Below are 25,252 nucleotides of genomic sequence, written 5' to 3'. Positions count from 1 at the left end.
CTTACTGCGCGGCCCCTGCACCGGATTCATCGGCAGGCGTGATGATCACGTCGTCGGGGCGGTTCGGCATCTGCGGCGGGGCCGCGCCGAGGTAGTCGATGACCAGTTCGTCGATCGAAGGTTCGCGATCGGGCGAAAACGCCTGCTGCGCGTCGCGGATCACGCCATAACGGCGCGCGGTAACTTCCTGGCGGTCGGCTGCGCTGCGCAGGATCGTCGGGCGGATGAAGACCATGAGGTTCGTCTTCGCATGGCTCTTGCCTCGCGACTTGAACAGTTCGCCGATGATCGGAATGTCGCTCAACAGCGGGATCTTCTGGATCGTGCGCCGCTCGTTATCGTCGAGCAGGCCGCCCAGCACCAGAATCTCGCGGTCGCCGACCGTGACGGTCGTCTTGATCTCGCGCTTGTTGATGATGAGTTCGTTGAAATCGTTGGACACCGGCCCTGCGATCGAACTGACTTCCTGCCTGAGGTCGAGGCGCACCTGATCGCTCGCGTTGATCTGCGGGGTGACGTCAAGCTCGATGCCGACGTTCTGGCGCTGGATCGTACGGAAGGCGTTGTCGAAATTGCCCGAAAGCGCCTCTCCGGTCGAAACCGGGATTTCCTGGCCGAACAGGATCGAGGCCGGAACGTTGTCGTTCGTCGTGATATGCGGCGTCGAGAGGATGTTCGAATTGGAATCGGACTGGATCGCGTTGATCAGCGCGCCCAGATAGCGGTTGTTGCCGATCGAGGTATAGCCGCCAAGGTATCCCCCGCTGGCCCCCAGAGCCGCCTGCGCCGCATTCTCGCGCAGCAGGTCGCCGGTGCCCGAGCTTGACGTCGTGACAACCACACCATCGCTGACCGTCGTGGTATCGGCATCGACGGCATCGGCGATCAGGCCGCCGGCAAGGTCGATGATGTTGGGCGCGACGTTGGAGAAGTTGGTTACGGCGAAGGGCATGTCCTCGCCGCCTATCAGGAACTGGACGCCCAGTTCCTTCGCCACGCTTTCCGAAACCTCGACGATAATAGCCTCGACCAGGACCTGGTCCTGACGGATGTCGAGCTGGCGGACCAGTTCTGCAAGGCGGCGCTGGATATCGACCGGCGCGGAAATGACGATGGCGTTCGCGCCCGGATAGCGCGTGATGATCGCGGTGCCGCGCCCGCCTGCCAGTTCGATGGCGCCGCCGCCGATCGAGCCGTTGCCGGCCGCACCGCCCGTCAGCTGGCGATTGCCGAGGCCCGAACCGATGCTGGCATCATCGCCGCCGCCGGTGGTGGCCGTGACCGTGCTGCTGGCCGCGGGAAGCCCCGCGCTGCCCGATCCGCCGACCAGCATTTCGAGCATCGGCACCATCGTCGCGGCATCGGCATAGTCGAGCCAGAGGACCTTGATCTCCGACCCGCTGGCGGCGCGTTCGTCGAGTTCGCGGGCCATCGCGGACAGCTTGTTCAGCGTATCGCGCTCCCCGCGCAGCAGCAGCGAGTTCGAGCTGTCGACCGCGACCACACTGGCCAGCGCTCCGCCCTGCGCGCCCTGCGGCACGAGTTGGGTCAGCGCGGCGGCGATCTCGCGCGCGCCTGCGTGGTTGAGGCCGATCATCTCGGTGCTCGAAGTGTCGCGGTCGATCTGCTTCACCAGAGCGCGGATGCGGCGCAGATTGTCGGCATAGTCGACGACGACGAGCGAGTTTGCCGACTGGTTCGCGGTGATCGAGCCTTCCTGGCTTACCAGCGGGCGCAGCGTTTCGACCGCCTGTGATGCCTCGACCGAGCCGAGACGGATGACTTCGGTGACCAGCGCGTTCGAAGGCGCGCCCGCGCTGCCGAGCCGCGAGGGCTGCGAGGCGGCATTGGCGGCAGGCTGGATGCGGAAGGCGCCGTTGCCGATGGGGATGGCGACAAGACCGTTGGCGCGCAGCGTGGCAAGAAACACCTCGAAATACTCGCTGCGCGAAAGCGGGCGTTCGGTGACGACCGAGATCTTCCCGTTCACGCGCCCGTCGACGATGAAGGTGCGGCCCGTGACTTGCGCCGCATCGGCAACGAAAGCGCGGATGTCGGCATCGCGCACGTTCAGCGCATATTGCGCGAAGGCGGCCTGCGGCGCGGACAGCGAAAGCAGCGAGGCTGCCATCAGGCCGACGGAAAACTTGCGCACGAAAGACTTCATTTGGACACCGTGATCTTGACCGGCACATCGCGTCCACCGCGCCGCACGGTCATGGAAACATTGGAACCGGGGCGAACCTGCCGGGCAAAACCGGCCAGATCCTGCTGGCCCGAAATCTTCTGGCCGTTGACCGAGACCAGCACATCGCCGGCACGAAGCCCCGCACCTGCAAAGACCGATCCGTCGCCACCGGGATTGAGCGTGACGCCCCCGCCATCGGCATTGCCGCCAAAGGATATGCCCTCTCGCAAGTCGCCAGCCCCGATCTGGCCCGTTCCGCGCGCAGCCACAGGTGGTGGAGGCGGTGCGGACGGGGGCGGAGGAGCGACCGGATTACCGAGCGCTGTGGAAGCAACGGTGGGCGCAGGTTTCGACTGGTCGAGATAGAGCAGTTCCGATGCCCCGCCCCGGCCCAGCGAAACATGGTCGAACGCCACGGCGGCAAGAGTCACTCCGGGCATGACTTCTTCGCCGATGCGGTAGACCTGCTGCTCCCCGTCCTGCCCGGCAATGATGGCGGTGCCGCCGCCAGAGTACGGATTGACGCGGATGCCGTAGAGCGTGAGCGGCAGGTCAGTGATGGTCGCCGCTCGTGACGGTCCTGCGACCACGGCGATATCGCGGTTGAAGGGATCGAAACCCGTCATCAGGGCCGACCTTGCACCTTCGTCCATCAGGCGGACGCGTGCCGGTTTCCAGTCGCCAAGCGGGCTGACAGGAGCAAGCACCATCCAGACAAGCTGCACACCCGCAACGACGATGCCGACGGCCAGCAGCCACCAGAGCACATCGTGCAGTCCCGGCAGCGCAAGCCGCCGTCCACCGCCATCGCCGCGAACGAATCGCAAGTTCTTCATTCCACCCGTCTGTTTTACGCCAGTGGTTTATGACCCCTGCCCGGCCGGTACAACCGCGCGAATCCCGCGCACGACTATGGGCCGCGCAAGTCGCCATGTCTCAAAGATTTGACACATTTATGTCAAAAGAGTGCTGACGCTGCATATTGTGACCGACCCCCTCGCCAAATCGCGCGGCGAAAGCTAAGGCGCATCGCCATGTCGCAAACTGCCGCCTCGACCACGGAAGCCGCCAGCGATGCGCCCCTTCAGGGTCTGCGCGTCGCGCTGTTCAGCGGAAACTACAACTACGTCCGCGACGGGGCGAACCAGGCGCTGAACCGCCTTGTCGGATATCTGCTGCGCCAGGGCGCGGACGTGCGAACTTATTCGCCGACGGTCGACAAACCTGCGTTCGAGGCGACCGGACCGCTGATAAGCGTGCCGTCCTTCGCGATTCCGGGCCGCGCGGAATACCGTTTCCCGCTTGCGCTTTCGCCAGCAGTTCGCGCCAATCTCGAAGAATTTGCTCCGAACATCGTCCACGTCGCCAGCCCCGACGTCGTCGGCCACCGTGCGGTTTCTTGGGCGCGCGATCGTGATGTCGCGGTGCTCGCCTCGGTCCACACCCGGTTCGAGACTTACCCGCGCTATTACAACATGGCCTTTCTCGAACCGCTGGTCGTGAAGATGCTGCGCCGGTTCTACAACCGCTGCGATGCCTTGGTCGCGCCGTCGGAATCGATGGTCCGCGTGTTGAAGGAGCAGGGGATGAACGACGACGTCTCGCTCTGGACACGCGGTGTGGACCGCGACGTTTTCCACCCCGGTGCCCGCGACATGGAGTGGCGCAAGTCGCTCGGCATCGCGAACGACGAGAAGGTGGTCGGCTTCCTGGGCCGGCTCGTCATGGAAAAGGGCCTCGACGTCTTTGCCGCGACAATCGCCAGGCTGCGCGAGCGCGGCGTCGCGCACCGCGTGCTGGTGATCGGCGAAGGCCCGGCGCGCAGCTGGTTCGAAGAGAATTTGCCTGGCGGCGTCTTCGTCGGGCACCAGAGCGGCGCTGACCTCGGCCGCGCGGTTGCCAGCATGGACATGCTCTTCAACCCCTCCATCACCGAGACGTTCGGCAATGTCACGCTGGAGGCCATGGCCTGCGAACTGCCGGTCGTTGCCGCGGCGGCCACGGGCAGCGAGAGCCTCGTCGCAGATGGCGTGTCGGGCGCCCTGGTAAGGCCGGGCGACGTCACCGCCTTCGCCGATGCGCTCGAAGCCTACCTCACCGATCCCGCGCTCGCCCGCGCGCATGGCAAGGCGGGCGAGATGCGCGCCCGCGATTTCGCATGGGACACGATCAACCAGGCAGTCGCCGATACTTATCAGCGATTGCTGGAAGAGCGCGGCTAGGCCTGAACACGACTAGGCAATCACGCGCTTCGCGTACATCCGGCGCGAATACCAGATCAGCGCGAAAAGCACGGCGAAGATGACAACCGTGAAGATCATCGGCACCATCATCGATGCCTGACCCGGCATGGGGCTGGCAATCGTCCACGCGGTGGTAAAGACCAGCCCGACGAGCGAGATCAGGAAAGCGTGGAGCGCGAACCGGCTGCGCAGCAGCAGCAGGACCGAGCCCGCAAGCGATCCCCACACGCCCAGCGCCCAGGCCGCGTCCATCCACGCGGGGAAGCCGGTGTAGTAGTCCATGAGCTGGTCGACGGTCAGCCCCGTCCCTTGCGTCATGCCTTCGATGTAAGAACGGTTGCCAATCTGCGTCTGGACGTAGTCATTGGCGCCAAAAGCGTTCCACAGCAGGCTCAGGAATGCGACGATCCAGAATCTGGTCGGCGTCTTTACTCGATCGGATGCGGTCATTGTCCGTAATCCCCTCCTCGATCCCTCGCCGGCGAGGGTATCGACAAGCGTACCAACAAGCAAACCGGGTGTCCCCGCGTTTCCCACACCCGCAATCCGGCGCACTCTCGCATTCTGCAAAGCCGCGCCTAGATTGGCAGCAGCAATGACCGACCTTTTCGAATCCGATGCACCCCCGCCCAGTACCCAGTCCGAACCGGGCGAGGACGCGCCGCTGGCCGATCGCCTGCGTCCGCGCACGCTGGCCGATGTCGTCGGGCAGGATCACCTGACGGGACCGGAAGGCACGATTGGGCGCATGGTCGCCGCGGGCCGCCTCACCAGCATGATCCTGTGGGGACCGCCCGGCACCGGCAAGACCAGCATCGCGCGCCTTCTGGCCGACAGCGTCGGCATGCGCTTCGCCGCCGTCAGCGCGGTATTTTCCGGTGTCGCCGACCTGAAGAGAGCCTTTGCCGAGGCCGAGAAGGCTCAGGCCGCCGGGCAACGTACGCTGCTCTTCGTGGACGAGATCCACCGTTTCAACCGCGCGCAGCAGGACGGGTTTTTGCCGTTTGTGGAGCGCGGCACGGTCACGCTTGTCGGCGCGACGACGGAAAACCCCAGCTTTGCCCTTAACGCCGCGCTGCTTTCGCGGGCGCAAGTCCTGGTGCTCGAGCGACTGGACGAAGCCGCCTTGGACCAGTTGCTGGACCGTGCAGAGGACCTCGCAGGCGCGCTTCCGCTGGACGCCGATGCGCGCACAGCGCTTGTCGCCAGTGCCGATGGCGACGGGCGCTTCCTGCTCAATCAGGCCGAAACGCTTTATGCGGCAAAGATCGACAGCCCGCTCGACACCGATGGCCTGCGCAAGTTCCTGCAGCGGCGACTGGCGGTCTATGACAAGGACCGCGACGGGCACTACAACCTGATTTCCGCGCTTCACAAGTCGCTGCGCGGGTCCGACCCGCAGGCTGCGCTATACTGGATGGCGCGGATGCTGACGGCGGGGGAGGAACCGCTTTACGTCTTGCGCCGTCTGGTCCGCTTTGCCAGCGAGGACATCGGCCTTGCCGATCCGCAGGCGTTGGTCCAGTGCCTTGCGGCCAAGGACGCCTACGAATTTCTGGGAAGCCCCGAAGGCGAGCTCGCCATCGTGCAGGCCTGCCTCTATTGCGCCACCGCGCCCAAGTCGAACGCGGCCTACAAGGCGCAGAAGGCGGCGTGGAAAAGTGCACGCGAAACCGGCAGTCTGTCGCCCCCGCAGAACATCCTGAACGCGCCGACGAAGCTGATGAAGAACTTGGGCTACGGCAAGGACTATGCCTACGACCACGATGCCGAGGGCGGCTTTTCGGGCGCGAACTACTGGCCCGAAGGGATGGAGCGGACCGAGTACTACCACCCCGTCCCGCGCGGGTTCGAGCGGCAGGTGATCGAGAGGATGGAATGGTGGGAGAAGAAGCGGCGAGAGCGGCAGGGCTGACCCGCCCGCCCGACTTCCGGCACTTCGTCGCCATCGACTGGTCGGGCGCTGCGGGCCCGCGGCAGAAAGGCATCGCGATTGCCATCGCCGTGGCCGCAGGCGGACCGCCGGTGCTGGTCGAACCCGATCGCACATGGTCGCGGGCCGACGTTCTGGTTTTGCTGAAGGAAGACCTGTCGGACGATACGCTCGTCGGAATGGACCTCGGGATCTCGCTGCCGTTTGCCGACTGCGGTGCATTTTTTCCCGGTTGGAACGAAAGCCCGCGCGACGCCAAATCGCTGTGGCGAATGATCGACGAGATATGCGCCAAGGACGAGCATCTCTCCGCCTCCAGCTTCGTCGACCACCCCGAACTCTCGCGCTATTACCGGCGGCACGGCGGGCGCGAGGGCGACCGGTTCCACGCCCCCGATACCGACAGCAGGCGCGGACGCTTCCGCGTGACCGAACGCGCGCAGGAAGCGCTGGGTTGCAAACCCTATTCGAACTTCAACCTCGTCGGCGCGGCGCAAGTCGGGAAGTCGAGCCTGACGGGAATGCGCGTGCTGCACCGGCTGGACGGCAGGGTCCCCGTCTGGCCCATCGATCCCCTGCCTCCGACGGGCAGCGCCATCGTCGAGATCTATACCGCGATCAGCGCCATTAGCGCGGCGCGCGCGGCGGGGCGGAGCAAGATCCGCGACATGGGCGACCTCGACGCGGCTCTCGAAGCCCTCGGCTCCCCTTCCATCGGCAGAAGCGGCCCCGTCAGCGATCATGCGTCCGACGCGCTTCTGACAGCCGCGTGGCTGCGCAATGCAGCGAAAAGACCTGAACTCTGGTCCCCTACCGCCCTGACCGAAAAAATTGCTGAAACGGAGGGCTGGACGTTCGGCGCGCCCTAGTGCAGAGGAGCGCACCGATGCCTCGGGCCGGCTTAGCTCAGTTGGTAGAGCAGTTGATTTGTAATCATCAGGCCGCGGGTTCGAATCCTGCAGCCGGCACCAGGCATCCCTCCTCCCCGATCCGTTTTTACCTGCATACGATTAGACATGTCCGTCCGGCGTGCTAATTCGGCTGGCAGGACAGGAAAGGACGTTTCGTGGCAGGCAAGTGGTTCGACGAACTCGAAGTCGGAATGGTATTCGAACATCCCATCAGGCGGACAGTGACGGAAACCGACAACGTCCTGTTCACGACGATGACCCACAACCCCGCGCAGCTTCACCTCGACGAGGAGTACATGAAGGGCACGCCCTATGGGCAGCGGCTGGTCAATTCCTGTTTCACGCTGGGCCTGATGGTCGGCATCTCGGTGAATGAAACGACGCTGGGCACCGCGATCGCGAACCTTGGCTGGGACGAAGTGCGTTTCCCCGCGCCGCTGTTCCACGGCGATACCGTGCGCGTGACGACCGAAGTGATCGACCTGCGCGAATCGAAGTCCCGCCCCAACGCCGGGATCGTCACGTTCCTGCACAAGGCCTTCAACCAGAACGACGAACTGGTCGCCTCATGCAAGCGTTCAGGGCTTCAGCACAAGAAACCGGTGGACGCATGAGCGCGCCGATCCGGTCCTTCCTGTTCGTCCCCGGCGACAGCGAGAAAAAGCTCGGCAAGCTGGACGCCGCGCCTGCCGACGCCTTCATCATCGACCTTGAGGATTCGGTTGCGCCGTCGCGCAAGGAAGCTGCTCGCGAGCTTACCCGTTCGGTCCTCGCAGACCGTCCGCGTGGGCGGCGCAAGGCGCAGCTCTGGGTCCGGGTGAACCCCCTCGATTCCGCGCAAGTTCTGGACGATCTGGCCGCCGTGATCGAAGCTGCGCCCGACGGCATCATGCTGCCCAAGGCGCTGGGCCCGGCCGATACGGTCCAGCTTGGCCACTACCTCGACGCGCTGGAGATCCGTTGCGGCATCCCGAAGGGCTCTACCAGGATCCTGCCCGTGGCGACCGAGACGGCATCGGCCCCCTTCGCGTTGGGAGACTACGCCAAGGTCGCGCAGGAACGGCTCTACGGCCTCACCTGGGGCGCGGAGGACCTGAGCGCGGCGCTGGGCGCAAGCACCAACCGCGACGCGTCGGGCGAATGGGCGATGACCTATCGCATGGTTCGCTCGCTCTGCCTTCTGGGCGCGCATGCCGCAGGGGTCGAGGCGGTGGAAACGCTCCACGCCGACTTCCGCGACGAAGACGGCCTTCACGCCAGCAGCCACGCCGCCCGCACCGAAGGGTTCTCGGGCCGACTCGCCATCCATCCCGCGCAAGTCGAGATCATCAACAATGCTTTCCTGCCCTCTGCCGACGAGGTCGATTTCGCCCGCCGCGTGGTGCAGCTGTTTGCCGAGAATCCCGATGCAGGCACGTTGGGGCTGGACGGCAAGATGCTCGACATCCCGCACCTGAAGCAGGCGCAGCGCGTGATCGCGCTGGCCGAGGCGCATGGCTGATCTGGGGCGGCTCGTCACTCAGTCCGCGCCGCATACGCACTTGCCCAGCGTGTCCTGAAACTGCCGGATGCGGATTTCCTGGTAGTTCGCGAGGTTGACCTCGCCCGTTTTCGACGCGTGCAGCCCCTCTTGCACTCCAGGCAGGTTCTCCATGTCCTGATCGAACACTTCGCCCAGCATCTCGGTCCATTTCTGGTCGATCCGGACGCGGGTGCGGTCAATTCAGCCGCACCAGCTTTCGCCCCTTCGTCCCCCCGCTGAAACCTGCAAGCGCCGCATCGGGCGTGGCGTCGAAACCTTCGGCGATGTCCATCCACTCACGCATGCGGCCGCTTTTCAGGAATTCGCCCAGCCGCGCCCGCGCCTCGCCCCACAAGTCGACGTGGTCGAAATAAAAGAAGCCGCGCATGTTCACCGACTGCATGGCAAGGTGGATGTGGTTGTAGATCGGCGCCGGGTGCGCGCCGTAATGCGCGGTGCCGCCGCAGATCATAATCTGCGAAAAATGCGCCATATTGACGAGCGCGCTGCTCAACAGGTCTCCGCCGACATTGTCGAAGAAGATGTTCACACCGTCGGGGCATGCCTCGGCAATCTGGCCGACGAGATCGGGCGCCTTGTAATCGACCATCGCGTGGAAGCCTGCGTCGAGAGCGGCCGCACATTTCTCTGGCCCGCCCGCAATTCCGATGGCGCGCCCGCCGACCAGCGGGACGAGCTGCCCGACAATCGAGCCGATGGCCCCCGAGGCACCGGACACGAGGATATCGTCGCCGGGCTTGGGGTGGCTGAAATGGAACAGGCCCAGCCACGCGCAAACGCCGCTCATGCCCAGTGTGACGAGGCCGCTGTGCGTCTCGATCCCCTCGGGAATGACCTGCAGAGGCACGCCCATGTGGTCCGTGGCATCGGACAGCGAATAATCTGCCCAGTCGAGGAAGCCGGTTACCCGCGTCCCTTCGGGAAACGCGGGATTTCGGCTTTCCACCACGGTGCCTGCAACACCGCCGCGCATGATCGTGCCCGGGGCCAGCGGGTCGAACTTGCCCGGCATACCGCGCACCCATGCGTGGTTCATTGCATCTGGCGAGAAATACTCGGCCTTTACGACCAGTTGCCCTTCGCCCGGAGACGGCTTGTCCGCCTCCGACCGTTCGAAGTGCCCCCTCACAAGGGCCATTCCCCCTACGGTATCGTCATTGGGCTGGCCGACGCGCCATGCGCGGTTGGTGTTGCTCATCTCGTTATCCTCGGGGCCCGGTATCTTCAGGGCAGCGTGTGCATCCCGCCTTCGAGCATGAAGGTCTGGCCGGTGATGTAGCTTGCCCCCTCGCTTGCGATGAAGACAGCCAGCGGCCCTGCATCGCGTTCCGGCTCGCCCAGACGACGCATCGGGATCTTGTCCTTCAATGCCTCGACGAATTCGGGACGCGCGGCCTTCCACTTGTCGAAAGCGCGCGTTTCCAGCGCGGGATTGATGATGTTGACGGTAATCCCGTACTGCCCCCACTCGCGCGCAGCGGTGCGGGAAAGCGAACGGATCGCCTCTTTCGTGGCGTTATAACAGGTGTTGCCTTCGAACCCGATCTGGCCCGAACTCGATGCGAAATTGATGACGCGGCCATAGCCAGACGTCTTCATGTGCGGAAACGCAGCCTTCATGAACCACAGGCTGGCCGTAGCGCCGGTGCGGAAAGTATATTCCCACTCGACCTCGTCGGTATCCTCGCAGGCGACGAACACGGTCGAAGGCTGGGGATCGGCTTCCGTCCCGAAACCTTGCGCGTTGTTGACGACGATGTTGACGGTACCGAATGCCTCGACCGCCTTTTCGACGCAGGCGAAGACTTCATCGCGGTGGCCGACATCGCAGGCAACGCCGATCGCCGTGCCGCCGGCATCGTTGATTTCCTTCGCCACGTCATCGACCGTGGACTGCGTGCGCGATGCCACGACGACTTTCGCACCTTCCCGCCCATAGGCCAGCGCAATGGCCCGCCCGATGCCGCGACCGGCACCCGTGACTATTGCGACCTTGTCCTTGAGAGCCTGTCTCTTCATGCCCATCCATCTCCTGTTTCCGGCCCGGTTTTGTGTCGGCGAGCCTTGTCTTGCTGCACTACGCTAGGCTAGTGGATTAGCAGCACAATACTATCCTATGTTGTAGTTTAATTTAGGTTCGGGCAAATGCCGCAAAAGCATGATGAGATGCCCGGTATTGACGATAAATTATTTTATATACCTGATTTTAAGGTGCTTGTTTGATGGCGGACGCAAAAGTCGCTCAAAAAATTGGGAAGACCGCGACCGACCGGCTGGGCCGAAAACTCAGCAACAACCGGCTCATGCGCCGCGCCAAGATGATGCTCTCGACGCTCGATCTAGTGGCAGAGCGCGGGTACGAGGCGGTGACCGTCGACCAACTTGCCGCGGCGGGCGGGGTCAGCAAGAAGACGATCTACGACATCTATGGCAGCAAGCAGGGACTGGTCGCGCAGGCCGTCGCGCTGCGCCTCGACGATCTTGTCGAGCTGTTCAGCGAGGAACTGGCCGGAAGCGGGCTCGACAGGTTGCTGCGGTCGGTGGACCTCACTTGCGATGCCGTGCTGCACACCCCCGCCCTTTCGCGCGCACTGGCCCCGATGCTGGTCAAGTCGGCGGAGGAATTTCACCTGACGTCCTTCTTCGAAAGGCTGCACCGCGATGCGATCGTGCGCATGAAAAACGAGCGGCAGATCCAACCGTGGGTCGACATCGATTTCACCGCCCGCTCGATCATGCTCGATCAGGTCGCGGTCCAGAACATGTGGGCGGGCGGCAACATCGATGATGACAGCTACCCCTCCTTCGCCCGGCTCAGCGTGCTGCGCATCATGACGCCGCTGGCCAAGGCCTCTGTCCGCAAGGACCTGGTGGAGGAAATCCGGCAGCTTCAGGACCAGTTGTGCTTCGCCTCCACAGGAGGAGAAGGCGAAGCACAAGCCTGAGCGCCTAGAATTCGAACCCGGCCGAAGCGCCCCAGAAGCGCGGCTCCCGCGGGACGCCGTAGTGCCAGAGGTTCGGATAGGCCGCGACGGCGAAGGCGAATGACGGCCCGCGATCGTCCAGCAGGTTGCGTACGAACAGGCTGAAGTTCGCCTTGGCCCCGCTGTCGTTCATTGGCACTTGCGCCGAAATCGACGCGTCGAGCAGGTTCTGCGCATCCGACCGGACACGCGGATCGTTCTGCGGCACCACGAAGGGCGTTGCCGAGAAGTCCTGCGCCAGAAGCGCCCCGTAAAGCGCGGGGTCGGGCGCGATCTGCTGGTCGTATTCGGCCAGATAGCGATAGCCTGCCGACAGCGTGACATCCGCCTCGCCTACCGAGATCGTGTAGGACCCGTTCAGCGAAAGCGTCCACTTCGGCGCGAAGATCGGATCGACGTCCGAATAATCGAGCTGCTGCAGGAAGATCGTGCCGTCGGCGCGCGTGATCGGCTGACCGATGATGAAGCCGTTGAACTTCGCATCGGTATAACCGACCGCCGCACTGAAGTTCAGGCCGTCGACCGGCTCGAACGACATGTCCATCTCGACACCCTTGATCTTGGCACCGGCGGCGTTGACCACGATCGTCTCGTTGCCTTGCGCGTTGTCGGCGGTGATGACGGTGCTCTGCTGGATGTTCTTGTAGTCGGTGTAGAAGCCCGCAATGTTGAACGTCCCGCGTCCGTTCAGCCATCCGGTCTTGGCACCGAGTTCGAAGCTGTCGACCGTTTCGGGATCATAGGGTGTCTGGGCAGAGAACGGCGTACCCGCACGGCCACTGAAGCCGCCCGAACGATACCCGCGCGACCATGTGCCATAGAGCATCATGTCGGGCGTGGGCCGCCAGTCGACGGTCAGCTTGGGCGTGAACTTGCTCCAGCTTTTCTTGACGCTGTCCGACAGGATCAGCGGGAACTCGTAGTCCTTCTTATCCTTGGTGTAGCGGCCGCCGCCCGACAGGCGCACGTTTTCGAAAACTTCCCAGTTGAAGTCGACGAACGCAGCATAGCTTTCCGAATGGCCGATGACGCCGATGCCGCCGGCAGGCGCACCGAACACGAACGTCGACTGGTCGAGCTCGTAGTCGCTCTCGAAATAGTAGAGGCCCGCGACATAGTCGAAGCCGGAAAACAGATCGCCGGCAAAGCGCAGTTCCTGGCTGAACTGCTCGTAAGTCTGCGGACGCTGCGCGATGAACAGGCCTGCCGTGCCGAAGTCGGCGTAGAAGTTCTCGTCGCTGTCACGATACGAGGTGATCGAGTTCACCGTGACCGCACCCAGCCCCAGTTCCATGTCCAGTGTGACCGCATCGGCCTTGTAGAGCCGGTATGCTCGGCAACCTTGTAGGCGGTGTAGAGATCGTCGGTCATGTTCCCGCCGCAAGCGCCGGGGGGCACGAAGCCGCAGAACACGTCGCCCGGCACCATGGCAGAGGCAAAGTATGGCTTGGACGTCTGGTCCTGCCGCTCCAGCGTCAGGGTCGCGTCGAAAGTGGCCGACGGGTTGTAGCGGACCGCCATGCCGAAATTCTCGGAGTTGGAGCTGTTCAGGCGCTGTCCGGTAAAGCCGTCGCGCATGTAGCCGTCGGTCTGCTGGTGAAATTCGAAGAACTTCACGCCCAGCTCGCCTTCGATGATCGGCAGGTTCACGACGCCGCGCAGGCCCCATGTGCCGAAGCTGCCGACGGTCGATTCGACCTTGGCGCCCAGCTCCATCGTCGGCTTCGTGCGGCGGATGCTGATGACGCCCGCGATCGTGTTGCGCCCGAACAGAGTGCCCTGCGGCCCGCGCAGGACTTCGATGGAATCGATGTCGAAGAAGTCGAGGTACTGGCCCGTCGATGTGCCGATATAGACCCCGTCGACATAGATGCCGACGGCAGGGTCGAAGCTCTTTTCCACGTCGGCAAAGGCGATGCCGCGGATCGAGATGTTGGCCGTGGCCGAACCGGTCGGCTGCTGCGTGATCAGCAGGTTGGGCGCGGTGCCCTGAAGGTCGCCAATGTCCAGCGTGCCCTTTGCCTCCAGCATGGCGGGCTGGATCGCGGTGATGGCGACCGGCGTGCTCTGCAATGTTTCGGAACGCCGCCTGGCGGTGACGATGATGGCATTGGGATTGGCAGCGACCTGTTCATCCGCTGCGGGGGGATCTTCACTTTCCTGCGCCAGCCCGGGCGTCGCCCAGGCTATCGCGGCAATCGCGGTCGTGGTGGCAAGACCGCGCAGGACGCACTTCGGGTATAAAGTCGATTGCATTGCCCTCTCCCATTTTAGTCCCCCCTGAACCTGCGAACCTTCCCTATTTTTGGGATCGGCTTGCGAGAGAACTGCAACGTGGTTTAGTTACATAACCCTGATCTAGCAATCGCTGCGGGGCAGAATCTATCACTTCGGATAGTGGACCACAGACCGGCCATCATATCGACTTGAGCCAAATACGAATGAAAATATCATTTGTTTTCAGCGATAAAATTCCGCGCCCGACTCGCGGATTGAGGAGAGGGAAATGACCGAGAGCATTTACGAAGACGTGGAAAAGGTCATCGCGTTCGAAGCCGCGCGTTCCGGTCCTCGCCCCGATTTTCCGCCACTCCCCGAGCTTCCCGGCGGCCGTTACACCAGCGACGAATTCTTCGAGCTCGAGAATGAGCATGTCCTTCGCAAGTCGTGGGTCTGCGCCGGGCGCGAGGAAGACCTGCGCGATGTCGGCGACTATCGCCTGTGGGAACGGTTAGGCGTTCCGCTGCTGCTGATCCGCGGGCGCGACGAAAAGCTGCGCGCCTTCTACAACACCTGCCGCCACCGTGGCGCGCCCGTCGTGCGTGATGATGCAGGCAATACGAAACTTCTGCGCTGCCAGTACCATTCGTGGTCCTATGGCCTCGACGGAGCGTTGAAGGGCGTGCCCGACGAACGCGACTTTCCCTGTCTCAACAAGGCCGATCGCGGGTTGATTGAGGCCCGGTGCGAAACCTGGGCTGGCTGGGTCTTCGTGAACCTCGATCGCGATGCCGTGTCGCTTGAGGAATATCTCGGCCCGCTAGTGGACGAGCTGGCCTGCGTCGGCATGGAAAAGCTGCGCACAATCCACACGCAGGACTACGAGATGAACTGCAACTGGAAGGTCGCGATGGATGCCTTCCTCGAAGTTTATCACATCAACACGATCCATCCGACGAATGCGGGCATCATGCTGGACAGCAAGGCCGCGGCGATGGGCCTGATGGAGCGTGGCCATTCGCGCATGGCGGTGCGCAAGAAGATGAACGAAGGGCTGAACTTCGTCGAATTCGAAGGCGCGCCCGACATCGCGACGATGCCCGATCTCTACCGCTTCAACAACGTCGCATACATGTCCTTCCCGAACCTGATCTCGCCGGTCGAGCCGACAGGCTTTCCGGTCCTGCTGTTCTGGCCGAAGGGAAAGGACAAGTGCACGATGCAGGCGATCTATGTCGCGCCCGACTGGGGGGAAGGAGACATTCCCGAATTCTGGAACCGCTTCCTGCCGATCTTCGATGCTGTGCTCGAAGAAGACATGATGAACCTCGGGCCCATCCAGAAAAGCCTGGAATCGGGCGGCTTTACCGGAATGCTCGTGAACTATCAGGAACGCCGGATCTATTGGTTCCACGAGGAAGTCGACCGCCTGATCGGGAAGGAGAACATCCCCGAAGGTCTGGCGGTTGAGCAGTTGCTCGAACCCTATACCGAACAACCGATGGACGAGGCGGCGGAGTAACAGAGATGAGCAAGACCCAACCGCTGTTCCAGCAAGCCTATTTCGTCAAAAGCATCGATGAAGCTGCGCAAAAATGGTCCGACACGCTTGGCGCGGGTCCGTTCTGCATGGTGCGCCACCACCACTGCGACGAGTTCACCTATCGCGGCACGAAGGAGGAGGCCGACGTCTCTTACGCATTCGGCTATCTCGGCGACCAGATGATCCAGTTCATCGAACAGCACGACGACAAGAATTCGATCTACCGCGACATGTATCCGGACGGCGGCGAAGGCTTTCACCACATCGCCTACCTCGTCACCGACTTCGCTGCAGAACGGCAACGCTGGCTCGACATGGGTTACGAACTGGCGACCGAGCTTTACGCCGACGAAGTCAACGCCGCCTATTTCGACACCCGCTCGCTGAACGGCGGCTTCACCGAAATCCACGGCGATCCGCCCCACATCATGGGCCTGTTCGCGCATTGGAAGCGACTGCACGAAGCGCGCAAGGAAGGCGATCCGGCGACTTACGAAATGGAAGACCTCTCATTCTACAAACGGGCCCCACTGCTTTGAATCAGACCATGCAAGGCGACGCCTTCGATTACATCGTCATCGGTGCCGGCTCCTCCGGCTGCGTGGTGGCCGAACGATTGAGCGCGGACGGCAAGTCGCGCGTGCTCTTGCTGGAAGCGGGCGGTGGCAACGGGTTCTGGAACCGTATGCCCAAAGGCGTCGCCAAGCTGGTCACGAACCCCAAGAAGGTCTGGCGCTACAACGTCGACCAACCGCGCGAAGAAGGCGCAAAGGGCGGGGAGTTCTGGATCAGGGGCAAGGGCCTTGGCGGCTCGTCCTCGGTAAACGGCATGATCTGGAGCCGGGGTGAACCGGCGGACTACGACGCCTGGGAACAGGAACAGGGCGCGACCGGATGGAACGGCGCGACGATGACAGCCGCGTTCCGCGAACTCGAAGACCACGCGGCGGGCGCGTCGGAGCTGCGCGGTTCGGGCGGGCCTGTCCATGTCGATCCTGCCATCTACACCTACCCGCTGGTCGAACGCATGATCGAGGCGGGCGAGACCCTTGGTTTGACGCGTGTATCGGATCTCAACGGCGCGACCGGCCCTCGCGTCGGGCTCTACAGCCACAACATCAAGCGCGGTAAGCGGCAGAGCGCCGCCGTCACGTTCCTCGACCCTGCGCGGGGACGTGCGAACCTCGAAGTCGTCACCGGCGCGCTCGCCAAGCGCATCGTCTTCGAGGGCAAGCGCGCAGTCGGCGTGGAAGCGGCCGTCGATGGCGAGGCTCGCACTTTCGCTTGCCGCGGCGAAGTCATCGTTTCTGCCGGCGCGCTGGAAAGTCCGCTGATCCTGCAACGCTCGGGCATCGGGGATGGCGATACGCTGCAAAAGGCAGGCGTCGAAACCGTCGCCCATTCGCCGAACGTCGGCGAACGCATGATCGAGCATCTCTCGATCTCGATGCCCTACAGGCTCGAAAAGGGTCGCGGTTCGCACAAGAGCTTCTATGGCCTCGGCCTTGCCGGCGCGATGGCCCGTTACCTGCTGACCGGATCGGGGATCATGGCGACCGGGCCGTTCGAAGTCGGCGCGTTCTGCAATGTCCACCATCCCGACGGGCGGACCGACGCGCAGTTCTATCTTGGCGGATATACTTTCGCGGTCGGGGACGAGAATAATCCCGTCCCGCTCGACCAGATCGACAGGCGACCCGGTATCACGATCTACGGCCAACTGCTGCGCCTGACGAGTGAGGGCAGCATTGCCATTACCGGACCGGACACAGGTGACGCGCCCGATATCAGACCGAACTTCCTGACGACCGAGTTCGACCGCAAGAGCGCCGTCGCACTGGTCCGCAGGATGCGAGCTTACATGGATGCCGAACCGATCGGTTCCATGCGGGGTAAAGAGGTTCTACCCGGCCGCGAGGTCGAAAGCGACGAGGCAATCCTGTCGGCGTTCCGGCGCTATGCCCAGTGCGGACTGCACGCGATCGGCACCTGCCGCATGGGCAGCGACGATGCCGCCGTCACCGACCCGCGCCTGAAAGTGCGCGGCGTCGAAGGGGTCCGCGTCGTCGATTGTTCGGTCATCCCTGGCCATGTGACCGGCAACACGAATGCTCCGGCCATGGCGATCGGCCTTGTCGCCTCACGTCTGATCCTGGAAGACAGGCCTTGAGGCGAGAGGCTGGCGGCGATCAGGGCTTGTAGGCCGCCATCGATCCGGATGGTCGCGCAGTTGATGAAGGGGGACTCGCGCCAAAGTGAAGGCTGGAAGTTCTTCCCGAACGCTACGATAATGGCGGCCTCTGGAAAGAGCACACTTGGGCGCGCTGCCCTGCAACGCCTGACGGGGCCTGTCAGCCGGGCAGTGTGGCGGTCTGGCGCAGAGCTTCGCCAAGCGCGAGTGCCGCAGACATGGCAAGGTTGAACGAGCGTACCTCCGGCTTCGATGGGATACGCACGCGCGCATCACACGCTTGCGCGACCGTCTGTGGCACGCCGCCACTTTCCTTTCCAAAAAGCAGCACATCATCCGCCTGGAACTGGAAATCATAGGCCGATTGCGTCGCCTTCGTCGTAAAAAGCACCAGCCTTTGCGTGGCGACCGTATCGCGGAAGGCTTCAAATCCAGCGTGCCGCACAATTGCGACATGATCGATGTAGTCCATGGCGACCCGGCGCACCCGGCGATCATCCCACGCAAAGCCCATCGGCTCGATCAGGTCGACAGACGCCCCCATACAAGCGCCGAGCCGCAGAACGGCTCCGACGTTGCCGGCGATTTCGGGTTCGAACAAAGCTATCCGCATTCAGACTGATTGGCGCTGGAAGAAGAGCGATGCAAGATCAGAGCATCGCTAGCCCGTAGGTCGATGGGTAGTCACTCCCGCACATCCCGGTATTTGCAGGCGGATGATTTTCTATCGCGGCTACCTGCGAGGGACGAACAGCCCCCGCCGTCCCAACGCGGCGTGTTATGCCAAAACCGGCCGACTGGGCCTGTAGTGGACGCTCCGCCTGCCGCCGAACTTTCGGAAAAGCTGCTGTTCGGCTGCCCGGTCAGCGGTCCAGATAACCCATCATGGTATCGTGGAAATGGCGGATGCGGATTTCTTGGTAGTTGCCCAATTGCACTTCACCGTTCTTCGAACAATGCAGGCCTTCCTGCACATAAGGCAGGTTGTCCATGTCCTGTTCGAACACGTCGGCCAGCACGCCAAGTTCTGGTGCCTCGGTCCACTTCTGGTCGATCGTCAGGAATTTCAGCGGCGCGCCGTGCGGCATGGGCTCACCCTTTTTCACGCGGGCGAGGATACGCACTTCCATGACGCAGGTATCGGGCGTTTTTCCGGGGAACCAGCGATAGACGATGTTCGGCATGAAGCCGGCCCAGGGCGCGAAGTTGGGAAAGACGTTGTAGACCAGCCCGTCGAGCAGTTCCGCGTCCGTCGCGTCTTCGTGATCGTATCCTGTCTGCTCGGTATAAAGCTTGCGCATCTGCGCGCCCAATGCCTGCCGCGCGGTCATCCCTTCGGGCACGGTGATCGCCATCGGGTCGGCGTTCTGTTCGTAGTTGTCGGCGCTGCGGCCATTGAATTTCACGAACTCGTCGACGATCCACTGCTCGCCCTTGCCCTCGGTAATGTGGGGGCTGGTCACGCCGAAGGGCGTGAAGTTGGCATTCACGTTGTCGCCCCAGGTCCAGTAGGCCGCATTGCAATCGCCGGTGAACGGCAACAACTGGGGATGGGTAACGACGGTGTGCCAGGCTTCCATGAAAGCCTCCATCGTCACTTTCCAGTTGGCGGCGACTTCCTTGGCGACACGCATCACGGTCACGCATTCCTCGTGCCGCCATCGCTTGAAATGTTCTGGCAGCGGGGCAAGGTATTCCTCGAGGCTGGGCCCGCCCTTCTCCTCACGCAGGAAGATATATCCGCCCCACCGGCCCACTTCGGCTTCGGGCAGGTCCATGTTCCTGTCGGCAAGATGCGGGAAATCCCACTGGCACGGCGCGTGATCGAAGGAACCGTCCTTTTCCCATGTGAAGGCGTGGAAGGGGCACGTGAAACGCTCGGCATGGCCGTCCTCGGTCCGCAGCTTGCGGCCTCGATGCAGGCAAACGTTGTGCATGGCCCGGACCGATCCGTCGTCCTGCCGCGAAACGATGAAAGATCGGCCGACGTTTTCATAGACGACGAAGTCGCCCGGTTCGGGCAGGTCTTCCTCGCGCGCGGCGAATTGCCAGACATGGGGCCACATCTTCTCGCGCTCAAGCCGCGCGAATTCCTCGCTGGTATAGCGGCTTGCCGGGATCGGATCCGACCCGCGATAGGCGTAGCTTTCCTCGGTCAGCGCGGCTGGTGGCGTGCGGGAATCAGTCTTCATCAGCTCGGCCCAGCTGATGCCCTCGCTGCGATCCTCGCCCCAATCGGCGTCCTGCGATTTCAGGTCCATGACGATGCTCTTTGCCCCGCTCTCAATACTTGACGTTGCGCGTGAAGCCGCCGTCGACGGTCAGGTTCACGCCCGTGATCCATGATGCCCGCGCAGAGGACAGGAACAGGACCGCATCGGCGATCTCCTCCGGCCTGCCGAACCTTCCTGCGGGATGCTTGTCGCGATTGGCGGCGAAATATTCGGGCATTTCCTTTTCAAGGAAGCCCCAGCTTCCGTCCTCGATATAGACCGGCCCCGGACCGACGCAGTTACAGCGGATTCCGTCCTTCATGTAATCGATGGCAAGCTGGTGCGTATAGTTGATGAGCGCGGCCTTCATCGCCCCGTAACTGAGACCGGCTTCGCCGAACGCATGGTTCTCGATCGCGGTGATTGTCGACATCTGAACGAACGCGCCCTGTCCCGATTTCCTGAGATGCGGGAGCGCGGTGTCGAACATGGCGACCGCCGACATCAGGTCGACGTTGTAATTGATGTCCCACCCCTTGCGGCTGCGCGGTGTGCCGCCCAGCGCGCTGGCGTTGGATACGACGATGTCGATTCCGCCCATCTGGGCGGCGGCTTTCTCGACCCAGTCGGTCACCTGTTCGAAATAGCCGCAGTCGACGACCGAACCGTAGACTTCGCCCCGGTCGGACAGAGCCTCCAGCGCGTCTTCGACCCCGTCACCGCTGAGGGGATTGGCAAAGACGCTCTTGTCGCTGGGGTTGCCTTGTTCGCCTCTCGCCCGCCGTCCGCAGAACGATACGATCGCCCCTTCATCAAGAAACGCCTCGACGATTTTGCGACCGATGCCGCGGGTCGCAGCGCTTACGATTACTTTCTTGCCTTTAAGCTCCAGATCCACAGGGGCCTCTCCTTGTCTTTTCTTGTACGCGCGACGCCCGCCCCCTTGTTCAGTTGGGCTTGATCATGTCGTTGTCGTGGATTTCCAGGATTTCGAACACGTTGCCAAAGAAGTCGCGGCCATACGTGGCGGCAAACCCCGATTTCCGGCCATCGCCATCAGTGACGATGGTGCTCAGATCAGGCGGCGTGTGAAACGTCAGGCCCGCCTCGATCATCCGGTCGTATGTCGCCTGGATATCGTCCACCTCGAACCCGACGTGGGTATATCCGAACCGGTTTACCGGACGGGCCGGATCCATGTCGGGCGATCGCGGGCTGGTATATTCGAAGCATTCGATCTGCACGTTTTTCAGCCGCGCGATGAAGGTCTTTGCCGCTGAATCCTTTAGGCCGACGATGGCATCGATCCACGGATTGCCCGCTTCCCAGTCGGCAGCGCTGATCTCCTCCGCACCCAGCAGGTCGATGTAGAAACGCCGTGCGATCGCAATGTCAGGCACGCTCATGCCGACATGGTGCACCCCCCTGATCGGTATGCTCATGCCGATGTTCCTTCCATGTATTCGCCAAGCGTCCGGTGGAAATGCCGGATGCGCGATTCCTGGTAGATCGACAGAGTCTCGGCACCCTTGCCGCTGGCGTACATCCCCTCGCGCTGGGCGCGCATGATATCGGTGTCCTGGTCCAGCACGCTGGCCAGGAACGGGTCCATGCTTTCAAGGCTGGCGAATTCCTCGTCCTCGCCGATAACCTCTACGTCGGCGACTTCGAAATTGCCGTCGCGCGGCCTTGGATGAAGCACGTACTGATCGAATATCGCGCGGTCGCGGTCATGCCCGTCGGGACGGAACTGCTGGACAAGGCACAGGCCCGGCGCGGGGTAGATCATGACGTTCGGAAAGACGTGATACTTGATGGAATCTATCATTTCCGGAACCGAATGGCCCGAATAGTCGAGATCGAACTCGGCCTTCATCCGCTCGCGCAGTTGCTCCGCCATGACCCAGCGGGCCGTCTTGCCTTCGGGCACGGTCGCGCGATCGCCAACCACCTTGCCGTCGCCAACCAGCATCATGTCGAGCAGTTCCTGCTCGCTCATGCTTACCCGCGCGGTGGGACTGGCCGTCCCCATCGCGCACAGATCGCGGCTGACGTGGCGTGAGAAGATGTCGTGCTGCATGTTGTGATCGCCGACGACGTTGGTCATTTCAGGATGCACGTAAGGCGTGTGATAGGCTTCCATGAAAGCCTCCATCGCCACTTTCCAGTTGCCGGGCAGATGCTTGCGCACGTGGGTCGCCACGTACCATCCGCGAAGGTCCCAGTTGCGGAAATGCTCTGGCAGGACTTCCAGATAGTCCTCAAGCGGGGCAGCGTCGGCATCGAAGTTCACGAAGACCATGCCGTTCCAGCTTTCGACGCGCAGTTCGGCAAGCCCGGCTTTGGTCCGGTCAAGTTGGGGAAATTCGAAGTCACATGGGATGGATTTCAGTGATCCATCAAGGTTCCACTGCCAGTTATGGAACGGACAGGTGATGTCCGACGACCATCCGCACGACCCGGACGGCTTCAGCTTCGTGCCCCGGTGAAGGCATGAATTGTAGAAAGCCTTCAGTCCGGCCTCGGTCCGCACGATCACGGCCGACAGGCGGCCTATGTCGTAGACGAAGAAGTCGCCCGGCTCGGCCAGATGTTCGTCGCGGCAGGCAAATTGCCATACGCGCTTCCATACCTGCTCGAACTCGCGCTCGAAAAAGGACTGGTCGATGTATCGCGCGAACGGAATGTCGCCAAGATCCTGCGCAGGATTGCTTTGTTCAGCCAGAACTGGCGGCAGATTTCCGTCGCGCGTGGCGACATCGGCCCACGTGTTACCGGGATAGCGTTCTCGCATCAGCTGCTGCACATCGATCATTGACCAGATCCTCTCGCCTAAGCCATACTAAATGTGAATATGACGTCATGTTCATTTTTTGAAAGGATGATCCAACGACCATCATGGGTCAAGACCGTAAATTGCCCCGGGCATGTGCTGCCCCGGCGCGGGTGGGTGTGCGCGCCGCGTGGCGCTGCCCGATCAGGTGCCGCCGGTCATTCGGGTATGCGCAGATAGCGCAGCGCCATCAGCAACGCCTGGCGCGCGAATTCCATGTCGGTGACTTTCAGCCCCTGCCCCATCTCACCGCCAGCGGGCAGTTCCGACCAGACGACCGCGCCACGAATGATCGAATGGGCATAATGGACTTGCTGGCGAAGCTCATCAGGATCGCGGTCCGGCAGTTTTTCGACCAGCCTGTCGGCGATCAGCCCCGCCACGATCTCGTTCGCCGCACTTTGGTCTTGATGCGTGCCGGGGTCCTCCAGCCGGCGCCGCTCGATCAGGCGCAGCAGGCCCGAATCCAGCGTAAAGGCGCTGAACACGATATCGAGGTGCAACTCCACAAGTTCGCGCGGCGTGGCTGCCAGCGCCGCTTCCGAGGTGCAAAGCTCCCCAATCTCGCGCATCCGGCAACTGCGGTATCCTTCGACAATGGCGGCGAGCAGCGCGTCCTTGTCGGCAAAGTGCTTGTAGACGGTACCCACGGGCACTTCGGCCTCTGCCGCGACGTCTGCCACGCGGGTCGCGTCGAAACCGCTTTCGGAAAACAGCCTGAGCGCGGCGACGATGATCCGGCCAAGCGCGTCGCGACTGCGCTGCTGACGCGGTTTTTCGAACACATCGCTGTTCTCCATCCAGCGGATGGGGTCGGCTTCGAACGGAATGGTGCCGAAAGCGGCGCTCGGGTCGCGGTGGATGGTCACATCATGGCGTTAGCTGCGCTGCCCGCAATTTGCCAGCATGGTGGCGAGAAACGATCCGTGCGGACATGAAGAGCGACAAGAAGATGATGGAGAAGGATGTGCACGAAGCTGTGGTAGAAGGGTTCGAATTCGTCGAGGCGCCGCGCGTCTCCCCCGAAGGCGATGTCTGGTTCAGCGACCTCACCGGCGGCGGCGTGTATCGCAAGCGGATAGGCGAAGCGGTCGAGACGATGTTGCCCGGTCGCCTGTGGGTCGGCGGCATTGTGTTCGATCGATCGGGAAAAGTGCTGTGCAGCGGTAAAGGCGGCATCGTCGCGCTGGACCCCGGAACGGGTGCGGTGAAGACGGTGCTCGACACGTTGGAGGACAAGCCCATCGTCGCCGTGAACGACATGGAAGGCGACGGCAGGGGCGGTTTCTTTGCCGGAACGATCGACTTCGACGCCATCCTGGCACGCGGCGAAACGCCCCAACCCGGGCAATTCTTTCACATGAGCGCAGAGGGCAAGATAACGATCCTGCGGCGTGACGTCTTTGCCACCAACGGCATCGCGCTCAGCCCGTGCGGGCGCTGGCTCTATCATTCGGAAACCAGCAAGGGCATCTGGCGCTATCCCGTCGGAAGCGACGGATTGCCCGGTGACGGCACGCTCCTCGCTCCGCTGGAAGATAGCGACGGACTTGCCCTTGACGCAGATGGATGCCTTTGGGTCGCCTGCTGGGCCAGCGGCACTCTCGTGCGACTGTCCCCCGATGGCGAGCAGCTGAGCGAGCAGAGCTACGGCTTTCCCCACCTCGTCAGCCTTGCGTTCGACTGCGTCGACCCGCGCCGCCTCTATGTCTCGACCGGAGGCAACGCCGACGCGCCCGCCAAGGGCGGGGTCATTGCGATAAACCTGGACGTCGAAGGCCTGTGCGGCGCGCCGACGTCGCTCGACTTTCTGGGTGGTGTCAGTCTAACCGCAACTCGTCTCAGAATGACGCGGCGATCCCTGGAAGCAGCAGGTCTTAGCCCACGAGCTTCTGCCACTCGGCCAAAGCGGCCGAGCGGCGGGTCTTATAGGTCTGTCGATCGACGAGGTGGCGTTCGGAATTGAAGTGGTTGTGAAAAGAGGCATGAACCGAGGCGAATTTCTGGAGGGACTTCATTCGCCGAAATCGCTGCATCGCTCGCTCTCTTCGTCGGAATGGCAGGTGTGAATTCTCGGCGCGATTGTTGAACCACCTTCCCATCTCGCGGCGTTCAAGATTTCCAAGTTCCCGCATAGCAGCAGGGTACGAACGCATCCCATCCGTGACGATTGTCTCAGCTCTTCCGTGCCGCTTCAGCGCCTTCTTCATGAACTCCAGAGCCGCAGCCTTGTCCCGTCTCTTCGTGACGAAGCTCTCCAGCACTTCACCTTCGTGATCGACGGCGCGCCAGAGGTAATGTCGCTCACCGTTGATCTTCACGAAGACCTCGTCGAGGTGCCAGCGCCAATGCCTTGAGCCCTTCATTCGGCTGACACGTTGCATAGGAATATCCGCGGCGAACATCGGACCGAACCGGTTCCACCACATCCGAACCGTCTCATGGCAAAT

Annotated in this window: 24 protein-coding genes, 1 tRNA gene and 1 pseudogene; 11 read left to right on the top strand and 15 right to left on the bottom strand. The window is 62.7% G+C overall.

What is annotated here, in order from left to right:
- Position 1 precedes the first annotated feature (1 nt).
- Together gspD and A9D15_RS11490 are read right to left on the bottom strand one after the other, a co-directional pair.
- On the bottom strand, positions 2 to 2,167 hold the full coding sequence (gspD, locus tag A9D15_RS11495; RefSeq protein WP_066765153.1) for a type II secretion system secretin GspD: 2,166 nt from the start codon (positions 2,165 to 2,167) through the stop codon (positions 2 to 4).
- Positions 2,164 to 3,024, bottom strand: a complete 861-nt coding sequence (locus A9D15_RS11490) for a type II secretion system protein N (protein WP_082924442.1) — start codon at positions 3,022 to 3,024, stop codon at positions 2,164 to 2,166. The genes gspD and A9D15_RS11490 overlap by 4 nt, the downstream gene beginning before the upstream one ends.
- 198 nt (positions 3,025 to 3,222) lie before the next feature.
- Between A9D15_RS11490 and A9D15_RS11485 the strand changes: the two genes are divergently transcribed.
- Positions 3,223 to 4,410, top strand: coding sequence for a glycosyltransferase family 4 protein (locus A9D15_RS11485; protein ID WP_066765151.1), 1,188 nt, complete (start codon positions 3,223 to 3,225; stop codon positions 4,408 to 4,410).
- A 12-nt stretch (positions 4,411 to 4,422) separates the two neighbouring features.
- Here A9D15_RS11485 and A9D15_RS11480 read toward each other — a convergent pair whose 3' ends face one another.
- Positions 4,423 to 4,881: a hypothetical protein gene (locus tag A9D15_RS11480; protein ID WP_066765150.1), complete on the bottom strand. Its 459-nt coding sequence runs from the start codon at positions 4,879 to 4,881 to the stop codon at positions 4,423 to 4,425.
- A 145-nt stretch (positions 4,882 to 5,026) separates the two neighbouring features.
- Between A9D15_RS11480 and A9D15_RS11475 the strand changes: the two genes are divergently transcribed.
- From A9D15_RS11475 to A9D15_RS11455, 5 genes are all read left to right on the top strand, one after another.
- Positions 5,027 to 6,346, top strand: a complete 1,320-nt coding sequence (locus A9D15_RS11475; protein WP_066765149.1) for a replication-associated recombination protein A — start codon at positions 5,027 to 5,029, stop codon at positions 6,344 to 6,346.
- Complete coding sequence (locus tag A9D15_RS11470; protein ID WP_066765147.1) at positions 6,310 to 7,233, top strand: hypothetical protein; 924 nt, start codon at positions 6,310 to 6,312, stop codon at positions 7,231 to 7,233. The genes A9D15_RS11475 and A9D15_RS11470 overlap by 37 nt, the downstream gene beginning before the upstream one ends.
- A gap of 26 nt (positions 7,234 to 7,259) precedes the next feature.
- Positions 7,260 to 7,335, top strand: a tRNA-Thr gene (locus tag A9D15_RS11465).
- A 95-nt stretch (positions 7,336 to 7,430) separates the two neighbouring features.
- Positions 7,431 to 7,889, top strand: a complete 459-nt coding sequence (locus tag A9D15_RS11460) for a MaoC family dehydratase (RefSeq protein WP_066765146.1) — start codon at positions 7,431 to 7,433, stop codon at positions 7,887 to 7,889.
- Positions 7,886 to 8,776, top strand: coding sequence for an HpcH/HpaI aldolase/citrate lyase family protein (locus A9D15_RS11455; protein WP_066765144.1), 891 nt, complete (start codon positions 7,886 to 7,888; stop codon positions 8,774 to 8,776). Before A9D15_RS11460 ends, A9D15_RS11455 begins: the two co-directional genes overlap by 4 nt.
- A gap of 18 nt (positions 8,777 to 8,794) precedes the next feature.
- Here A9D15_RS11455 and A9D15_RS16590 read toward each other — a convergent pair.
- The 3 genes and pseudogenes from A9D15_RS16590 to A9D15_RS11445 all read right to left on the bottom strand — a co-directional run.
- Positions 8,795 to 8,977: pseudogene (locus A9D15_RS16590) on the bottom strand (aromatic ring-hydroxylating oxygenase subunit alpha); the annotation flags it as partial.
- 16 nt (positions 8,978 to 8,993) lie between these two features.
- A complete protein-coding gene (locus tag A9D15_RS11450) occupies positions 8,994 to 10,016 on the bottom strand; it encodes an MDR family NADP-dependent oxidoreductase (RefSeq protein ID WP_066765142.1) in 1,023 nt (340 codons plus the stop codon).
- A gap of 26 nt (positions 10,017 to 10,042) precedes the next feature.
- Positions 10,043 to 10,837, bottom strand: a complete 795-nt coding sequence (locus A9D15_RS11445) for an SDR family NAD(P)-dependent oxidoreductase (protein WP_172807521.1) — start codon at positions 10,835 to 10,837, stop codon at positions 10,043 to 10,045.
- A gap of 203 nt (positions 10,838 to 11,040) precedes the next feature.
- Here A9D15_RS11445 and A9D15_RS11440 point away from each other — a divergent pair, with 203 nt between their 5' ends.
- Positions 11,041 to 11,763 carry a TetR/AcrR family transcriptional regulator gene (locus A9D15_RS11440; RefSeq protein WP_066765138.1) on the top strand — a complete coding sequence of 241 codons (723 nt, stop codon included), beginning with the start codon at positions 11,041 to 11,043 and terminating at the stop codon, positions 11,761 to 11,763.
- A gap of 4 nt (positions 11,764 to 11,767) precedes the next feature.
- Here A9D15_RS11440 and A9D15_RS16975 read toward each other — a convergent pair whose 3' ends face one another.
- Together A9D15_RS16975 and A9D15_RS16970 are read right to left on the bottom strand one after the other, a co-directional pair.
- Complete coding sequence (locus tag A9D15_RS16975; RefSeq protein WP_066765137.1) at positions 11,768 to 13,096, bottom strand: TonB-dependent receptor; 1,329 nt, start codon at positions 13,094 to 13,096, stop codon at positions 11,768 to 11,770.
- Positions 13,066 to 14,058 carry a TonB-dependent receptor gene (locus tag A9D15_RS16970; protein ID WP_066765136.1) on the bottom strand — a complete coding sequence of 331 codons (993 nt, stop codon included), beginning with the start codon at positions 14,056 to 14,058 and terminating at the stop codon, positions 13,066 to 13,068. The genes A9D15_RS16975 and A9D15_RS16970 overlap by 31 nt, the downstream gene beginning before the upstream one ends.
- A gap of 250 nt (positions 14,059 to 14,308) precedes the next feature.
- On the opposite strand from A9D15_RS16970, the gene A9D15_RS11425 reads away from it, so the two are divergent.
- The 3 genes from A9D15_RS11425 to A9D15_RS11415 are packed head-to-tail and all read left to right on the top strand — an operon-like array spanning position 14,309 to position 17,735.
- Complete coding sequence (locus tag A9D15_RS11425) at positions 14,309 to 15,544, top strand: aromatic ring-hydroxylating oxygenase subunit alpha (RefSeq protein WP_066765135.1); 1,236 nt, start codon at positions 14,309 to 14,311, stop codon at positions 15,542 to 15,544.
- Between the two features lie 5 nt (positions 15,545 to 15,549).
- Positions 15,550 to 16,104: a VOC family protein gene (locus A9D15_RS11420; protein WP_066765133.1), complete on the top strand. Its 555-nt coding sequence runs from the start codon at positions 15,550 to 15,552 to the stop codon at positions 16,102 to 16,104.
- Positions 16,105 to 16,112: 8 nt separating this feature from the next.
- Entirely contained in the window at positions 16,113 to 17,735 is a 1,623-nt protein-coding gene (locus tag A9D15_RS11415; protein WP_066765132.1) for a GMC family oxidoreductase, read from the top strand.
- 181 nt (positions 17,736 to 17,916) lie between these two features.
- Here the strand turns inward: A9D15_RS11415 and A9D15_RS11410 are convergent, their stop codons facing one another.
- The 6 genes from A9D15_RS11410 to A9D15_RS11385 form a co-directional block, all read right to left on the bottom strand.
- Positions 17,917 to 18,369 (bottom strand): tRNA (cytidine(34)-2'-O)-methyltransferase, encoded by a 453-nt coding sequence (locus A9D15_RS11410; protein ID WP_066765131.1) that lies wholly within the window; start codon positions 18,367 to 18,369, stop codon positions 17,917 to 17,919.
- Between the two features lie 250 nt (positions 18,370 to 18,619).
- Positions 18,620 to 20,017 (bottom strand): aromatic ring-hydroxylating oxygenase subunit alpha, encoded by a 1,398-nt coding sequence (locus A9D15_RS11405; RefSeq protein WP_066765130.1) that lies wholly within the window; start codon positions 20,015 to 20,017, stop codon positions 18,620 to 18,622.
- A 22-nt stretch (positions 20,018 to 20,039) separates the two neighbouring features.
- On the bottom strand, positions 20,040 to 20,867 hold the full coding sequence (locus tag A9D15_RS11400; RefSeq protein WP_066765128.1) for an SDR family NAD(P)-dependent oxidoreductase: 828 nt from the start codon (positions 20,865 to 20,867) through the stop codon (positions 20,040 to 20,042).
- 49 nt (positions 20,868 to 20,916) lie between these two features.
- Positions 20,917 to 21,411 (bottom strand): VOC family protein, encoded by a 495-nt coding sequence (locus A9D15_RS11395; protein ID WP_066765126.1) that lies wholly within the window; start codon positions 21,409 to 21,411, stop codon positions 20,917 to 20,919.
- Positions 21,408 to 22,784: an aromatic ring-hydroxylating oxygenase subunit alpha gene (locus A9D15_RS11390; RefSeq protein WP_229660274.1), complete on the bottom strand. Its 1,377-nt coding sequence runs from the start codon at positions 22,782 to 22,784 to the stop codon at positions 21,408 to 21,410. The genes A9D15_RS11395 and A9D15_RS11390 overlap by 4 nt, the downstream gene beginning before the upstream one ends.
- 176 nt (positions 22,785 to 22,960) lie before the next feature.
- Complete coding sequence (locus A9D15_RS11385) at positions 22,961 to 23,671, bottom strand: TetR/AcrR family transcriptional regulator (RefSeq protein WP_066765123.1); 711 nt, start codon at positions 23,669 to 23,671, stop codon at positions 22,961 to 22,963.
- 65 nt (positions 23,672 to 23,736) lie between these two features.
- On the opposite strand from A9D15_RS11385, the gene A9D15_RS11380 reads away from it, so the two are divergent.
- A complete protein-coding gene (locus A9D15_RS11380; RefSeq protein WP_066765121.1) occupies positions 23,737 to 24,768 on the top strand; it encodes an SMP-30/gluconolactonase/LRE family protein in 1,032 nt (343 codons plus the stop codon).
- On the opposite strand, the gene A9D15_RS16285 is transcribed toward A9D15_RS11380, so the two are convergent.
- The coding region (locus tag A9D15_RS16285; RefSeq protein WP_082924151.1) for an IS6 family transposase at positions 24,680 to 25,252 on the bottom strand (573 nt) is incomplete at its 5' end. The genes A9D15_RS11380 and A9D15_RS16285 overlap by 89 nt on opposite strands.

Origin of the sequence: Croceicoccus pelagius (genome assembly GCF_001661915.1) — a bacterium.
GTDB lineage: Bacteria > Pseudomonadota > Alphaproteobacteria > Sphingomonadales > Sphingomonadaceae > Croceicoccus > Croceicoccus pelagius.
The sequence above is the reverse complement of the archived record's forward strand: the minus strand, read 5'-3'. Positions and strand labels throughout refer to the sequence as shown.

Coding starts and splice junctions, on each gene's coding strand:
- A9D15_RS11390 (WP_229660274.1), bottom strand. CDS start 22,784: ATGATCGATGTGCAGCAGCTGATGCGAGAACGCTATCCCGGTAACACG.
- A9D15_RS11455 (WP_066765144.1), top strand. CDS start 7,886: ATGAGCGCGCCGATCCGGTCCTTCCTGTTCGTCCCCGGCGACAGCGAG.
- A9D15_RS11440 (WP_066765138.1), top strand. CDS start 11,041: ATGGCGGACGCAAAAGTCGCTCAAAAAATTGGGAAGACCGCGACCGAC.
- A9D15_RS11470 (WP_066765147.1), top strand. CDS start 6,310: ATGGTGGGAGAAGAAGCGGCGAGAGCGGCAGGGCTGACCCGCCCGCCC.
- A9D15_RS11415 (WP_066765132.1), top strand. CDS start 16,113: ATGCAAGGCGACGCCTTCGATTACATCGTCATCGGTGCCGGCTCCTCC.
- gspD (WP_066765153.1), bottom strand. CDS start 2,167: ATGAAGTCTTTCGTGCGCAAGTTTTCCGTCGGCCTGATGGCAGCCTCG.
- A9D15_RS16975 (WP_066765137.1), bottom strand. CDS start 13,096: ATGGAACTGGGGCTGGGTGCGGTCACGGTGAACTCGATCACCTCGTAT.
- A9D15_RS11425 (WP_066765135.1), top strand. CDS start 14,309: ATGACCGAGAGCATTTACGAAGACGTGGAAAAGGTCATCGCGTTCGAA.
- A9D15_RS11490 (WP_082924442.1), bottom strand. CDS start 3,024: ATGAAGAACTTGCGATTCGTTCGCGGCGATGGCGGTGGACGGCGGCTT.
- A9D15_RS11445 (WP_172807521.1), bottom strand. CDS start 10,837: ATGAAGAGACAGGCTCTCAAGGACAAGGTCGCAATAGTCACGGGTGCC.
- A9D15_RS11450 (WP_066765142.1), bottom strand. CDS start 10,016: ATGAGCAACACCAACCGCGCATGGCGCGTCGGCCAGCCCAATGACGAT.
- A9D15_RS11485 (WP_066765151.1), top strand. CDS start 3,223: ATGTCGCAAACTGCCGCCTCGACCACGGAAGCCGCCAGCGATGCGCCC.
- A9D15_RS11420 (WP_066765133.1), top strand. CDS start 15,550: ATGAGCAAGACCCAACCGCTGTTCCAGCAAGCCTATTTCGTCAAAAGC.
- A9D15_RS11410 (WP_066765131.1), bottom strand. CDS start 18,369: ATGCGGATAGCTTTGTTCGAACCCGAAATCGCCGGCAACGTCGGAGCC.
- A9D15_RS11475 (WP_066765149.1), top strand. CDS start 5,027: ATGACCGACCTTTTCGAATCCGATGCACCCCCGCCCAGTACCCAGTCC.
- A9D15_RS16970 (WP_066765136.1), bottom strand. CDS start 14,058: ATGCAATCGACTTTATACCCGAAGTGCGTCCTGCGCGGTCTTGCCACC.
- A9D15_RS11480 (WP_066765150.1), bottom strand. CDS start 4,881: ATGACCGCATCCGATCGAGTAAAGACGCCGACCAGATTCTGGATCGTC.
- A9D15_RS11405 (WP_066765130.1), bottom strand. CDS start 20,017: ATGGACCTGAAATCGCAGGACGCCGATTGGGGCGAGGATCGCAGCGAG.
- A9D15_RS11395 (WP_066765126.1), bottom strand. CDS start 21,411: ATGAGCATACCGATCAGGGGGGTGCACCATGTCGGCATGAGCGTGCCT.
- A9D15_RS11380 (WP_066765121.1), top strand. CDS start 23,737: ATGAAGAGCGACAAGAAGATGATGGAGAAGGATGTGCACGAAGCTGTG.